Below are 13,568 nucleotides of genomic sequence, written 5' to 3'. Positions count from 1 at the left end.
TTATACACAAATATTTAAAAATATAAAACAATTATTTTAAAAAATGATATAATTATTTTGGTGATATTATGTGTTATGTATACATTCTTAAATGCTGCGATAATACTTTTTATACAGGTTGGACCAACTGTTTAAAAAAAAGATTAGAAACTCATAAAAAAGGCAAAGGCGCAAAATATACAAGGGGCAGACTTCCGGTAGAGCTTGTTTATTTTGAAAAATTTGAAGATAAAATATCTGCTCAAAGAAGAGAATATGAAATAAAAAAAATGACAAAAAAAGAAAAATACAAACTTGTCTGCCAATCTAAAAATGAAAATTTCAGCAGTATATCTTAGATTCGAATAAATTTAAAAGGGTCTGAAGATTAAATCTTCGGACCTCTTTTATATTTGGTTTTATAGTTATCTGATAGAAGTTACATTTGAGGCTTGAGGACCTTTTTCTCCTTTACTAACTTCAAATGAAACTCTTTCTCCTTCTTCCAATGTTTTAAATCCGTCTTTGTTTATTTGAGAAAAATGAACAAAGACATCATTTCCATCATCACCTGTAATAAAGCCAAATCCTTTCTCTGAATTAAACCATTTTACTGTACCGTTAACCATGTGTAAATACCTCCAAAATTTTATTCTTTAATTTTTTAAAACATCTCATCTATAAAAATCTCCGAAATCATCGTTTTTTATGCAACAATAAAAATTTTATTCTCTTAATTTTTTTCTTCTAAAGAAATATACAATCAAAGTAATGCAAGGTATTGCAAACATAAATGCTATTGATGAAAAATATAATAAAAACTGAAGAGGTTGACTGACTCCTACCACAGAATAATTATTCTTTAATATTGTGGATAATATAAATATTAATATTGACATAGGAATTATATATACTTCATTACTTTTAGAATTTAAAGTTTGTTTTAAATTAATAGTCAAAGAATAGAGATATCCTGAAACCTTCCATACGTTTGCAACTGTCCAGGCCATAACATATATGGATTCTATTCTCTGAATAAAATCAAATAAATTAATAAGCCGTGAGAAGGTAAAAAACGGAAAATCCGCATGTTTTGTCTGCTCAATACCTAAAGACAACTGGGTACACAAAACCACTATAATCAGTACAAGCATGGAAATAAGCAAGGATCTGATAAATATTTTATTTAATTCTTTCCTATTCTCAAGATTTGGAACAAACATTGCCAATATTATTATATCTGTAAATTTAAATGCAATATCTCTTGCTCCAATATTTATTTGGCTGAAAGTGGAATCCTTAAGTATAGGAAGAAGTTCATTGAAGTCGAAAAGGTTAAATCCAAATATAAGAAAAGTCAGAATTACTAAAAAAATAATAGGTACAAAAATTTCTGCTCCTCTTCCTAACCCCTCTAATCCCTTAAATGATATATAGGAAGAAGTAATAAGAAGAATGAGTATAAGTATCCAACTAGGTGTTTGAGGAAATATTGTGGAAGTCAATACCTCGGAAAGTATTGCAACAAACGTTATAACATAAAACAATAAAAATACAGCATAAGCTATTCCCACTATTTTTCCTATAGCCTTTCCCAATATCTTTTCAGTATATTCAATCAAAGTTAAATTGCTGAATTTATTGCTTAAATATAAAATCGGAAAACTTATTGCAATTGTCCATGGTATAGAAAGAATTATACTTATCCATATGTCCTGGTTGCCCGGAGGAGTATTGACTGCGGGAAGGTATGAAAAAGCAATTACTATTCTAAATACAGTAATCAGTAAAATAGCCTGATAACTTGAAATTAACTGTTCCTCTTTCATTCTATTTTCCTTTCTCCTTTCCCGTAGGGGTATTAGTAAGGTTTGTTGTATGTATATGCGTTTCTACTTCAATTTTACAGTCTGATTCCGAAAATACTTGAGCCCAGTTGTCTTTCACATTCTTCCATTCGTCAGGATACCTTATATGAAACAGTTGGCCAAACCCAAATACATCTAATTTATATTTTCTCTGTATTGTTTCAAAATTTTTCTTTAGATCTTCCTGAAGTTGTTTGGAACAAGCTTCTTCAACGGCTTCAATTACTTCTCTTTTGGAAATGTCAATGTCTCCACTTTCTTCTGCAAGATTCCCTCTTATTTTGATATTTACTTTCATTAATATCTTCCCATCTACTATTTCCACGTCTCTCTTTACTTTTGATTCTTCAATCTCAAATACCGACTGTTGTTTAATATCTTTCCCTACGGATTTAGGCATTCCTCCAACCCTGGGAGTAGATGTACTTAAGCCATCTGAAGGTACCTTTTCGGGATTATTAAAAGTTATTATTGAATTTCCTATATTCCCTTTTATAAAATTAACACATTCCGTTTCATCTGCATTCAAATATCCGGAAAGGCGCCCTCCATTAAATATAGATGCTCCTTCTACAGAAAGTTCGTATTTCGACCCATTATCATTTAAATTTTCTTTCTTTAATATACTGATTTTCCCAATAATAGGTTGCTTTCCAACATTATAATAATCCCTTAAGTATCCCACTAAATCCATTTTAAGAGAAGATACATTATATACTTCATTTTCAACTAACTGTTGAATATATCTCCCCGGTATTTCTTCTATTCCGGCATTGATTCCCATAACCTCATAAGATTTAGCCTTCTCGGCAACCAGTAAATATGAAGTTTCTCTTGTTTCCTGGTCCCTATTTATAAGATCTAAATATTTTATTATACCATCTTTAGCAAAATCTTCTCCAAATATAATAATACTGTTGTGAGAAAGAAAAGCTTTTCTATCAAATTTCAGTGTTATATTCCTGACAGCATCAAAGACACTCTTCCCTCTTCCTTGAGTATAAGTGACTCTATCATTACTCTCTGAAACACTTGACCCTGCCCTTACGGGTTCCGGCTTTATTACTTCTACGGTTACAATAAATTCGTCTCCTTCCTTATCTATCCCCATAGCTGTAACTATGCCTATTTTATTCAATTCTCTCTGATCCCAGCAACCGGTAAATATTATCACCGGTAATATAAAAATTACAAGAAGTATTCTCCTTTTCATAAGATCACTTCTTCCCTCTGGACTTGTCTCTCGTAACATTTTGTTTAGAAATAGCTTCAGGTCTGACTTTAAAAAATTTCATAGGAAATCTCACCAAAAAATCTTTAAGACCGGATTTATTTGTAGGGGTCAAAGGATAACCATAATCTACTCCAAAAGACTTTTGGGTTACTGCCTGAACTACTAAAATTATCAAGCCACATGTAATTCCATATAATCCTATAAATCCTCCCAAAAAAAGTATAAATAATCTGTAATATATAATTATTTCCCGCTGAGAAGGTATAGTGAATTCTGCAATGGCCGCTACTGCAACTATTATAACCATTGGAGCACTTACTATTCCGGCCTGAACAGATGCCTGCCCCAATACCAATGCTCCTACTATACTTACGGCACTTCCTACGGCTCTTGGAAGTCTTGTTCCCGACTCTTTTAAAAACTCCAACATCAAAATCATCATCGTAGCCTCTATTACTGCAGGAAGGGGAACTCCTTCCCTGTTTTCCGACATAGTTATTAAAAATACGGTGGGAATCATCTCCTGATGAAAAGTTTGCAAAGCTATATATATTCCCGGAAGCAATATGCTTACTAACAGAGAAAAAAAACGCACCATTCTTAAAAGAGACGCTATATAAGGCCTCTGATAATAATCTTCAGATGTCTGGATACTTTCAATAAACAACTTAGGTATAGTAAGAGCATGAGGTGTTCCGTCACACAGGACGGCTACCCTTCCTTCCAATATCTTTCCTGCCAAAACATCAGGTTTCTGAGTATTACTTATTGTACTATAAATTGTTTTAGGATTATCGATTATATATTCTTCTATCATGCCTGATTCCAATATACTATCAGTATTAATTTTAAACAGCCTTCTTTTTACTTCTTCAAGTACTCCTATATTTACAATACCTTTTATATAAACAACGGATATTCTTGTCTTTGTCTGTTCACCCAATGTGAAATCTTCAAATACTAAATTTTTATTTTTTATTTTTCTTCTAATCATAGATTTATTAATATTTAAATCCTCCACAAAGCCTTCTTTAGGTCCTCTGATTACGGTTTCAGCATTGGGCTCATCTATAGCCCTATGCTCGTATTGCTTTAACTCTACCGTATAAGCAATTGTACTTTCTTCAATAAATATTGCAATATTTCCATTTAATATTTTATCTATAATTTGATTCATATCGCTTATTTCTGTTATACGTGAAGCAGCTACAACACCTGTAATATCAAATTTATTCTCATAATTTAAAAGATTATTTATGATGTATTGGCTTATACTACTGGGATCAACTAAATTATTTATGTATGACACAAGAAATTCTTTTCCACTTTTACTTTTAAATTCATAAATGGAAAAATCACTGCTTCCGTTAAATTCTTCTTCCAATATTTTTTTGTTTTCATCAATTTTTTTACTTATCACAAAACCACCTTCTAATTCTTAATATTCACACACAGTAATAGTATTAGTAATTCAGCTAATAAATATAAAATTTTCCGTTGAATTATTAATAATTTTGTGATAAAGTATTAATAATTTATCTCTTTATAGCATAACAGCGGAATTAAAAAATGGAAGGAATGATATTGTGGAAAAACCAAAAAGAGAAAATTTTTCGTCAGGAATAGCAGTATTTTTCGCAACATTAGGATCAGCTTTAGGTTTAGGAAACATGTGGAAATTCCCTTATCTTGTCGGAAATAACGGAGGAGGGGCTTTTTTATTTGTTTATTTGATATGTGTTTTTTTATTGGGAATTCCCGTTATGATTTCTGAATTTTTCATAGGAAGACATACAAGAAAAAATGCTATAGGAGCTTTCACAGAACTCAAGGCAAATCCTTTTTGGAAATGTATCGGATATATGGGAATACTGTCATCATTATTTATTATGTTTTTTTATACAGATGTAGCAGGGTGGGTATATTCCTATGTTTTCAGGGGAATCAAGGGAGATTTCAATATATTATCTTCTTTAGAGAGTACAAAAGCGGCTAATACAACTCAATCTATTTTTTTAAATACCACTGGAGCCGGAAACAGTGCAATCAATCCTATGATTTGGCAATTAATTGTATTAGTTGTAGTTTCTTTAATTATTATAGCGGGAGTAAAAAAAGGGATAGAAAAGGTGACCAAAACTTTACTTCCAATCCTGTTTATACTTGTGATCATTTGTGATATCCGTGCCTTAACTCTTCAGGGATCTAAAGAAGGGCTCAATTTCTTATTTAATCCTGATTTTTCAAAATTAAACGGCAGTAGTATAATGACCGCTATGGGTCTTGCATTCTTTAAACTCTCATTGGGCATGGGCACTATGATTACTTATGCCAGCTATTTTACAAATGATAACAATTTAATGAGAACGCCAATTAAAGTGGCACTTTCAGATATAATGGTATCTTTATTAGCCGGAATTGCAATATTTCCTGTAGTATTTTCTTTCGGCATGAAACCGGAAGGGTCCGGAATGGGCCTTTTATTTACTACAGTTCCATTGATATTCATGAAACTTCCCTTTGGAAATCTGTTATTAATTGCTTTTTTCTTTCTTACCGCCATTGCAGCTACTACCGCATTAATCTCTCTTTTGGAAGTACCTGTTGCCTTTCTGTCAGAAGAATTAAAAATTAATAGAACGAAATCAGTTATAATTATTTCTTCTATAGTATTAATAGTGGGTATATTAACGGTACACCCCGGCAGTCTTTTCGGAAACGCAATGATAGGTTCAAGGAATCTTTTTGATTTTTATGATTTTCTTACGTCAAATATATTAATGCCTTTAGGAGGGTTTTTAATAGCATTATTCGTGGGATATGTAGTTAATAAAAATACTTTATATCAAACACTTTCTAATAACGGAACTTTAAATATAGCCGTTTCATTTAAACTATATCAATTTGTTATCAGATATATAACTCCTATATTAGTACTTTTAGTATTTTTAAATTCTCTACAAATAATTACATTCTAAGAAAAAAGCCAAAAAGCTGTTGCAAAATAAATTTGCAACAGCTTTTTGGCTCATTGATATTTTATTTTACTATCTTTCTGCTCCCAGGTTTAACAAAAGGAATCCCTTTTTTACATAGGGGACATTCTTCCTGATCAAAAATTTGGACATTTATTTTTGTTCCACTATATAGTGGATATTTTATATTCCCATTGGATCTATCTACTAAGCAGGCTATTGCGACTACTTCTCCTCCCATGCTTTCCACAACTTCCGCAGCCTCATAGGATGATTTTCCGGTAGTCACCACATCTTCTGCTATAAGTATTTTCTGGCCCTTCTCTATGGAGAACCCTCTTCTTAATGTCATCTTTCCGTCTTCTCTTTCTACAAATATGGCAGGTTTACCCGTCTGCCTTCCCAACTCATAGCTTACTATTATTCCTCCCATGGCAGGTCCTACAACCATATCAAAATCTAATTCTTTAAGCTTTTCTACAATATCTTTTATCGCTATTTCTGCTTTATCCGGATACATGAGTAATTTAGCGCACTGAATATATTTCCCGCTGTGTTTTCCTGAAGACAATAGAAAATGCCCTTCCAGTAAAGCACCTGTTTCTTTCAACAAATCTATTATCATAATATCCTCCTTATATTATTCCTACTATTTCGTCTATACTTTTTATTCCGTTTTCATTCATAAACATCTCCATCCTCTGAATAATATCAACAGAAATATTCGGCTTTATAAAATTCCCGCTTCCCACTTGAATAAGAGAGGCTCCTGCCATTATATATTCTAAGCCGTCCTTATAATCCATTATTCCTCCTATTCCTATTATGGGCACGTCTACTGCTTTAGAAACTTCATAAACCATTCTCAACGATATAGGCTTAATACACGGTCCTGAAAGACCTGCTATAATATTATCAAATACCGGTTTTCTCTTATAAATATCTACCGCCATCCCTGAAAACGTATTTACCAAGGACAAACCGTCTGCTCCAGCCTTTACACAGTTTTCTGCAATATCAACAATATTTTCTCCGTTAGGTGATAATTTAACTATCAATGGCTTATTTGTAGCATTCCTTACTTCCTTAACTACTTTATAAGCTATTTCGGCTTTCAGTCCAAAAGCCATTCCTCCTTCCTTTACATTGGGACAGGAAATATTCAATTCTATTATGGGAATGGAAGTACCACTTATTATCTGAACTGATTTTATATATTCGTCAATGGTACTTCCGCCAATATTGGCAATCAGCACCGTTCCATACTTCTCCATTAGCGGAAGATCCTCTTTTATAAAATCATGGACACCCGGATTTTGCATTCCGATACTGTTTAAAAGTCCTCCGGTAGTTTCATATATTCTTATGCCTTTATTTCCTTCTCTCCTGTTCAATGTTAATCCCTTGGTACATATCCCTCCTAATTCCGACGGAGAAAAAAAATCTTCATATTCCTTTCCGAATCCGAATGTTCCTGATGCTGCAATTACCGGGTTCTTAAATTCTATGCCCCATAATTTTGTCTTAAGCATCAAAAACTACCTCCCTTCCGTTAAAAACAGGGCCTTCCTTGCATACCATTTTCATTCCTGAGATAGTTTCAATGGTACATCCTAAGCACGCTCCTATACCGCAGGCCATTCTTGATTCCATGGACACTTCTACCGGAATATTTTTTTCAATGCATATTTCCACCACAGCTTTCATCATGGGAATTGGACCGCAAGTATATACTTTTGTATATCTTTCGGGATTAAATACCCCAGTTACAAGCCCCTTATATCCGACGCTTCCATCCTCCGTAGAAATATAAATTTGATTTATATTCTCTTTTAAATCCTTTATAATGTAAGGGTTTTTTCTAAAACCGGCATATAAATCTATATCTCCCATTATTTTTCTTGAAAGATATACGAAAGGCGCTACTCCTATTCCTCCGGAGACAAGAGCAGCTTTTTCATCTTTTTCAAAAGAAAAGCCTCTGCCAAGAGGCCCTATTAATTTTATTTCGTCGTTTTCTTTCAGTTGTGAAAATATTTTAGTTCCCTTTCCCTTTAATTCATATAAAAATATTATTTTATCTTTATAAATATTGGATATGCTTATAGGTCTATTTAAAAACGGTCCTTCCCTCCATCCTCTCAACATATAAAACTGTCCGGGATTTCCCGAGAAATTACCTCCAACGGAAAGTTCATATACTCCATCCTCTATTCTTATGTTCTCCTCTATTTTCCCTATTACATATTCCTTAGCCATTTCGGATATCCTCCTTCATTAAAAGGACCGCCTGTCTGACATAATATTCGAATCTTTCTTCCCCATCTTCATAATTCTTGTAATCGGCAATTATTCCTCTTGAAGAATTCACTATCCCGCCATTTCCGTTTTTCAGATACAAGGCTGCTTCTCTTCCCTTTCCTCCCTGGGCTCCGTATCCGGGAATAAGGAAGAACATATTTTCATATCTCTTTCTTAAATTTGCTCCTTCATCTGTATGAGTTGCACCTACTACAACTCCCACTGAACTATATCCGCATCTTCCCATATAATTTCCGGCAATTTCTTTTATTTTGTCTCCCACCCAGTTATATACCTTATATCCTTTCACATTGAGATATTGAATATCTTCGGCTCCTTTATTCGAAGTTCTTAAGAGAACGAATAATCCCTTGTTTGCCTCTTGTACATATTCCAAGTAAGGTTCTATGCTATCCATTCCCATATAAGGATTGACAGTGATAAAATCGCATTCAAAATCTCCGCTGAAATGAGCTTTAGCATACATCTTCCCCGTAGAAGATATATCTCCTCTTTTTACATCTCCGATTACCATGGATTTATTATTTCTTATATATCTTAAGGTATCCCTATAAGCCTTCATTCCTTCTATCCCGTAGGCCTCATAAAAAGCTATCTGCACTTTATATATTGGGACCAGATCCAAAGTTTCGTCTATTACTGTTCTGTTAAATTGAAATAACAATTCGGAAACAGAATCATATTTTTTCTTTAATTTATCAGGTATATAAGAAATATCCGTATCAAGGCCAAGGCATATGCTTCCTTTCTTATTAACTTCCTCATAAAGTCTGTCAATAATCAATGGTCAAACCCCCATCATATTTTATTTCTCCATTTTTAACAGTTCCTATTACATCTCCGTAAAACTCCATTCCATCAAAAGGAGTATTCTTTCCTTTGGACAAGAATTTACTTCCGTCAATCCTCCTTTTTTTGTTTAAATCAACCAGCACTAAATCCCCGTCATATCCAACTTCTATCTTTCCTTTTCTAATTCCCATCAATTCTCCGGGTCTGAAAGACATCAACCGAGATAATTGACTTAATTTTATATAACCTCTTTTAACCAAGACAGTATAGCATACGGAAAAGGCGGATTCCAATCCGGAAATTCCGCAGGCCCCATTTATCTTATCTTCCTTACTATGAGGAGCATGATCTGTAGCTATTGCATCTATCCCGCCGTTCTTTAGTCCACATATAAGGTTATCTGCATCCTCTTTTTCCCTGATAGGAGGATTAACTTTATAATCATTGTCATAAAGAGCCAAGTGGTGAGGAGTCACCTCACAGGTAACTCCGACACCTTCCTTTTTGGCTTTTATTATCTCTTCCAACGCTTCTTTAGTACTCACATGGGCAAGATGAAGCCTTCCTCCTGAAAATTTTGCAAGAGAAATATCCCTTATGGTCATAAGGTTTTCTGAAAGTCTGTTATCCATAGGAGTTAAATTCTCATCTTCTGCATGGGATATTATTACAAGTCCTTTTTCCTTTGCCTTTAGAAAAGCCTTATACATAATGTCATTTCTTACTACTCCTTTCCCATCATCGGAAATAAATTTGACTCTTTTGTCCAAGGTATCAAGATGTTCTAAAGTTTCGCCGTCAAAATTTTTTGTAATGGAAACCACCTGATGAACGTCAACTAAGTCAAACTTCTTTGATTTATTCAATACATAATCAACTATTTCCATATTACTGCACACAGGGTTGGTATTTCCCATTAAATTTACAAAGGTATATCCTCCTCTTAGGGCTGATTTACTTCCGGTATAAATATCTTCTTTGAAAGTAAATCCGGGATCCCTGAAATGATCATGCATATCCACAAAAGAAGGCATCACACATAAATCACCGGCATCAATTTTTTTACAATTATAATTTAAGTTCGTGCCGAAATCCTCTATTTTCCCACCTTTAATATACACATCTCCTGTAAATTCTTTAAAGCCGTCTACCACTCTTCCGTTTTTGACTAAAATATCCATTTAAATGTCTCCTGTATATATCTGATCGCAGTATTGACATTTATATATTCCCTTTTCTTTATCCACCAGGACAAAGACATGTTTAATATCTCTTTCCGTTGAAGTAACACACCTTGGATTTTTACACTTAATCACATTTTCTATCTTGGAAGGAAGAGAGAGCCTGGTCTTTTCTTTTATTTTCTCATTTTCTATAATATTTATGGTAATATTGGGATCAATAAAACCCAATAAGTTTAAATCTATATCTATATCATTTTCAATTTTAATTATATCTTTCCTACCATATTTCTTACTTGGAGCATTCATTATAAGGGCTACTGTGGAATGGATTTTATCCAAACCGAGATAATTGAATATTTTAAATCCACATCCTACCTTTATATGATCAATAACTATACCTTTAGTGATACTATCAATATAAAGCATTATTATACCACCCCCAATAATTTGGCCATAAGAGCCATACGAACAAACATCCCATTTTTCACCTGTCTGAAATAGCACGCTTTAGGATCATCATCTACTTCAATACTTATCTCATTGACTCTCGGTAAAGGATGAAGTACTTTCAGATCCTTTTTCGACAGGTCCAACTTTTTCTTATCTAATATATAACTATCTTTAAGTCTTATATAATCAGCTTCATTAAAAAATCTTTCTCTTTGTACTCTGGTCATATACAATATGTCCAAATCTCCTATAACATCTTCTAATTTTTCAACCTCTAAATATTTTATACATTTACTATCCAATATTTCAGTTTTAATATAATCGGGAATTTTTAATTCTTGAGGAGAAATGAGAACAAAAGATACATTTTTATATCTTGACATGGCTTTTATAAGAGAATGAGTTGTTCTGCCAAATTTTAAATCACCGCATATTCCAATAATTAAATTATCGAATGAACCTTTTTCTTTTCGGATTGTTAAAAGATCTGTTAAAGTTTGGGTAGGATGTTGATGCCCTCCATCACCTGCATTAATGATAGGAACAGGCGAGTAATGGGAAACATATTTTTGTGCTCCTTCTTTCGGATGTCTCATGGCTATAATATCCGCATAAGAACCTACTGTTCTGATAGTATCTGGGATACTTTCCCCTTTGGAAACGGAACTTGAATTAGGTTCGGAAAAGCCTATAACATTTCCTCCAAGTCGAAGCATAGCCGCTTCAAAACTAAATCTTGTTCTTGTACTGGGCTCATAAAATAATGTAGCCAATATTTTTCCATTACATAAACTGCTGTATCTTTTCGGCTCAGCAATTATTTCTTCGGCAAAAGAAAAAATTTCATCCAATTCTTCTACCGAAAAATCCAATGGATCAATCAAATGTCTTCCTTTAAGCATTTTATATTCCCTCCTTTTTAGCCTCACTGGACTATTTTAAATGAAAAGGACATAAAAAAACCTTCCTCAAAAGGAAGGCACAGCTTAGCTTGCCTATACTTTCCTTTTTGATCTCTCAGGATCAATTTAAAGGTATTTTTATGGTGCACAAGGAGGGACTCGAACCCTCAAAACTACGAACCTGAATCGTATACGTATGCCAATTCCGTCACTCGTGCAATTACATATATTCTAACATAGAATAATTAATCTTTCAAGAAAAATATTTTTTGTTTTATATATCCATTTTTCTAATTTTTATAATACAGAAGATAAATATATTCGAACTTCTTCCAAACTATTAAATACCTTGTCTGCTGAAGATTCAATTTCTTTGTTTCTTACCATATCGGGAACAAGAAAAACATTAATCCCTGCATTTTTTGCAGCTTTTATCCCCGGTAAAGAATCTTCCAAAACTAACGCTTTTGAAGTATCCACATTGGCTTTGCTACAAGCCTTTAGTAATATTTCGGGATTCGGTTTACCGTTTAAAACCTCGTCTCCGGAAACAATTATATCTATATGGTCCGTCAAATTTTCAAGTTTTAAATATTTTTCTACAGTTTTCCGATAACTTGAAGATGCCACAGCAATTTTAATATCTTTATTCCTTAAAAAATTTATCAGAGAATCCAGCCCTTTCTTTTTACGGACGGTCTTATTCTTATCTATAATCTCTCCTCTTACCTTCTTCATATAATTTCTCCATTCATTTATAGGAGCAGCTTCCCCATATATGTATCTCAGTTCTTTTAATAGATCTTCTTCTGTTTTACATATAAGCCCTTCATATGTTTCTGAACTTATCTCAAATTTATACTTTTCAGCTGCTACCTTCCAAGCTTCGTATGATATTCTTTCTGTATCAAACATCAATCCGTCCATGTCAAAAATAGTTAACAATAAATCCATTGCCTTGACCCTCCTGCAAATTTATTTAAGTCTCATGCTTCAAATGTTGAAGACATCCTAATATATTTTAACTCAAGTGTATTTTATATTCAATACATTAGAAATATCTAATCAATTGTTTCCATTCTAAAAATCCCTTGAAATGAAATATTATCTCATTTCAAGGGATTTCAAAAAAGTATATTCTCCTATTTGGATTTAATGCATATTCATTCCTGAAGTCCCGGACATTCCAGATGAAAGGCCGGTTTTAACAGTCTGAATAGATTTTTGATCAGCAGGAGGAGCCGGATTATAGTATCCTTTTTTTTCTGCTATTTGGAATAACTGATATTGAAATTGTTCCGCTTCATTTCTAAGTTGCTGCAATGTGCTCCTCAATTGCTGATTGGAACATTCCGTTATAGCCTTGGTATAAGATTCTATACTGGCTTTCGTTCCTGTCAAAACATCACTTACCATATCTTTTTCTTGCATATTATCCCTCCTTAATTTTTATAGTGAATTTGTTAAATTAGATGCGGTAGTTTGAGCATCTTGCCCGGACTGCTTAAACATCTGTTTAAGCTGAGCATCGTGACATTGATTAGAGTATAGATCAAATTTGGCAGCCATCGTTTGATGACAACTTGCAATTTCCCTTATGCTTTGAAGTTCACTTTGATTAATATTTCCTAAATTAACAGTATTTTTAAGCGCCATAAAATTTCTCCTTTCCACAAAATATTTTGTTCCTTAAATATTTTGTGTCTTTAGTTTGTCTATTATTCATTTAAGATTTTAGAATAGTTTTTTATTCATAGAAAAATACTTTAACTATAATAAAATATTATAAAAAAATTTTTAATGGAAACATAGTTTTTAATTTTTAAAAAATATTGACAAAAACTTAAATTACTATTAGAATA

16 protein-coding genes and 1 tRNA gene are annotated in these 13,568 nt (G+C 33.0%); 2 read left to right on the top strand and 15 right to left on the bottom strand.

Annotated elements, in window-relative coordinates; all coding sequences use genetic code 11:
• Positions 1-68 precede the first annotated feature (68 nt).
• Complete coding sequence (locus PP176A_RS15595; protein WP_071141405.1) at positions 69-338, top strand: GIY-YIG nuclease family protein; 270 nt, start codon at positions 69-71, stop codon at positions 336-338.
• A gap of 66 nt (positions 339-404) precedes the next feature.
• Here the strand turns inward: PP176A_RS15595 and PP176A_RS15590 are convergent, their stop codons facing one another.
• From PP176A_RS15590 to PP176A_RS15575, 4 genes are all read right to left on the bottom strand, one after another.
• A complete protein-coding gene (locus tag PP176A_RS15590; protein ID WP_071141404.1) occupies positions 405-608 on the bottom strand; it encodes a cold-shock protein in 204 nt (67 codons plus the stop codon).
• Positions 609-704: 96 nt separating this feature from the next.
• The gene (locus PP176A_RS15585) at positions 705-1,808 is read right to left on the bottom strand and encodes a GerAB/ArcD/ProY family transporter (RefSeq protein WP_071141403.1); all 1,104 of its coding nucleotides are present in this window, start codon (positions 1,806-1,808) and stop codon (positions 705-707) included.
• A gap of 1 nt (position 1,809) precedes the next feature.
• Positions 1,810-3,060, bottom strand: coding sequence for a Ger(x)C family spore germination protein (locus PP176A_RS15580; protein WP_071141402.1), 1,251 nt, complete (start codon positions 3,058-3,060; stop codon positions 1,810-1,812).
• A 4-nt stretch (positions 3,061-3,064) separates the two neighbouring features.
• The gene (locus PP176A_RS15575; protein ID WP_071141401.1) at positions 3,065-4,501 is read right to left on the bottom strand and encodes a spore germination protein; all 1,437 of its coding nucleotides are present in this window, start codon (positions 4,499-4,501) and stop codon (positions 3,065-3,067) included.
• Between the two features lie 166 nt (positions 4,502-4,667).
• Here PP176A_RS15575 and PP176A_RS15570 point away from each other — a divergent pair, with 166 nt between their 5' ends.
• Positions 4,668-6,059, top strand: coding sequence for a sodium-dependent transporter (locus tag PP176A_RS15570; RefSeq protein ID WP_071141400.1), 1,392 nt, complete (start codon positions 4,668-4,670; stop codon positions 6,057-6,059).
• A gap of 61 nt (positions 6,060-6,120) precedes the next feature.
• Here PP176A_RS15570 and pyrE read toward each other — a convergent pair whose 3' ends face one another.
• The 11 genes from pyrE to PP176A_RS15515 all read right to left on the bottom strand — a co-directional run bounded on the left by pyrE (position 6,121) and on the right by PP176A_RS15515 (position 13,362).
• Positions 6,121-6,681, bottom strand: a complete 561-nt coding sequence (gene pyrE / locus PP176A_RS15565; protein ID WP_071141399.1) for an orotate phosphoribosyltransferase — start codon at positions 6,679-6,681, stop codon at positions 6,121-6,123.
• A gap of 10 nt (positions 6,682-6,691) precedes the next feature.
• Positions 6,692-7,588, bottom strand: a complete 897-nt coding sequence (locus tag PP176A_RS15560; RefSeq protein WP_071141398.1) for a dihydroorotate dehydrogenase — start codon at positions 7,586-7,588, stop codon at positions 6,692-6,694.
• Positions 7,581-8,315 (bottom strand): dihydroorotate dehydrogenase electron transfer subunit, encoded by a 735-nt coding sequence (locus tag PP176A_RS15555; protein ID WP_071141397.1) that lies wholly within the window; start codon positions 8,313-8,315, stop codon positions 7,581-7,583. Before PP176A_RS15555 ends, PP176A_RS15560 begins: the two co-directional genes overlap by 8 nt.
• On the bottom strand, positions 8,308-9,162 hold the full coding sequence (gene pyrF, locus PP176A_RS15550) for an orotidine-5'-phosphate decarboxylase (RefSeq protein ID WP_071141396.1): 855 nt from the start codon (positions 9,160-9,162) through the stop codon (positions 8,308-8,310). The genes PP176A_RS15555 and pyrF overlap by 8 nt, the downstream gene beginning before the upstream one ends.
• Positions 9,152-10,351 (bottom strand): dihydroorotase, encoded by a 1,200-nt coding sequence (locus tag PP176A_RS15545; protein WP_071141395.1) that lies wholly within the window; start codon positions 10,349-10,351, stop codon positions 9,152-9,154. Before PP176A_RS15545 ends, pyrF begins: the two co-directional genes overlap by 11 nt.
• Positions 10,352-10,780 (bottom strand): aspartate carbamoyltransferase regulatory subunit, encoded by a 429-nt coding sequence (locus tag PP176A_RS15540; protein ID WP_071141394.1) that lies wholly within the window; start codon positions 10,778-10,780, stop codon positions 10,352-10,354.
• Positions 10,781-10,782: 2 nt separating this feature from the next.
• Positions 10,783-11,706, bottom strand: a complete 924-nt coding sequence (pyrB, locus tag PP176A_RS15535) for an aspartate carbamoyltransferase (protein ID WP_071141393.1) — start codon at positions 11,704-11,706, stop codon at positions 10,783-10,785.
• A 141-nt stretch (positions 11,707-11,847) separates the two neighbouring features.
• A tRNA-Leu gene (locus PP176A_RS15530) sits at positions 11,848-11,924 on the bottom strand.
• Between the two features lie 79 nt (positions 11,925-12,003).
• Positions 12,004-12,660 (bottom strand): HAD family hydrolase, encoded by a 657-nt coding sequence (locus PP176A_RS15525; RefSeq protein WP_071141392.1) that lies wholly within the window; start codon positions 12,658-12,660, stop codon positions 12,004-12,006.
• 198 nt (positions 12,661-12,858) lie between these two features.
• Complete coding sequence (locus PP176A_RS15520) at positions 12,859-13,137, bottom strand: spore coat protein (RefSeq protein WP_071141391.1); 279 nt, start codon at positions 13,135-13,137, stop codon at positions 12,859-12,861.
• An 18-nt stretch (positions 13,138-13,155) separates the two neighbouring features.
• Positions 13,156-13,362 carry a hypothetical protein gene (locus tag PP176A_RS15515; RefSeq protein ID WP_071141390.1) on the bottom strand — a complete coding sequence of 69 codons (207 nt, stop codon included), beginning with the start codon at positions 13,360-13,362 and terminating at the stop codon, positions 13,156-13,158.
• Between the last annotated feature and the right edge of the window lie 206 nt (positions 13,363-13,568).

This window comes from Sporanaerobacter sp. PP17-6a (assembly GCF_900095615.1).
In the GTDB taxonomy this organism is placed as follows: Bacteria; Bacillota; Clostridia; order Tissierellales; family Acidilutibacteraceae; genus Acidilutibacter; species Acidilutibacter cellobiosedens.
The sequence above is the reverse complement of the archived record's forward strand: the minus strand, read 5'-3'. Positions and strand labels throughout refer to the sequence as shown.

Bases quoted from the DNA above. Each gene is read 5' to 3' on its own strand.
- PP176A_RS15540 (WP_071141394.1), bottom strand. From the start codon at position 10,780: ATGCTTTATATTGATAGTATCACTAAAGGTATAGTTATTGATCATATA.
- PP176A_RS15585 (WP_071141403.1), bottom strand. From the start codon at position 1,808: ATGAAAGAGGAACAGTTAATTTCAAGTTATCAGGCTATTTTACTGATT.
- PP176A_RS15545 (WP_071141395.1), bottom strand. From the start codon at position 10,351: ATGGATATTTTAGTCAAAAACGGAAGAGTGGTAGACGGCTTTAAAGAA.
- PP176A_RS15590 (WP_071141404.1), bottom strand. From the start codon at position 608: ATGGTTAACGGTACAGTAAAATGGTTTAATTCAGAGAAAGGATTTGGC.
- pyrB (WP_071141393.1), bottom strand. From the start codon at position 11,706: ATGCTTAAAGGAAGACATTTGATTGATCCATTGGATTTTTCGGTAGAA.
- PP176A_RS15580 (WP_071141402.1), bottom strand. From the start codon at position 3,060: ATGAAAAGGAGAATACTTCTTGTAATTTTTATATTACCGGTGATAATA.
- PP176A_RS15525 (WP_071141392.1), bottom strand. From the start codon at position 12,660: ATGGATTTATTGTTAACTATTTTTGACATGGACGGATTGATGTTTGAT.
- PP176A_RS15515 (WP_071141390.1), bottom strand. From the start codon at position 13,362: ATGGCGCTTAAAAATACTGTTAATTTAGGAAATATTAATCAAAGTGAA.
- PP176A_RS15520 (WP_071141391.1), bottom strand. From the start codon at position 13,137: ATGCAAGAAAAAGATATGGTAAGTGATGTTTTGACAGGAACGAAAGCC.
- PP176A_RS15555 (WP_071141397.1), bottom strand. From the start codon at position 8,315: ATGGCTAAGGAATATGTAATAGGGAAAATAGAGGAGAACATAAGAATA.
- PP176A_RS15560 (WP_071141398.1), bottom strand. From the start codon at position 7,588: ATGCTTAAGACAAAATTATGGGGCATAGAATTTAAGAACCCGGTAATT.
- pyrE (WP_071141399.1), bottom strand. From the start codon at position 6,681: ATGATAATAGATTTGTTGAAAGAAACAGGTGCTTTACTGGAAGGGCAT.
- PP176A_RS15595 (WP_071141405.1), top strand. From the start codon at position 69: ATGTGTTATGTATACATTCTTAAATGCTGCGATAATACTTTTTATACA.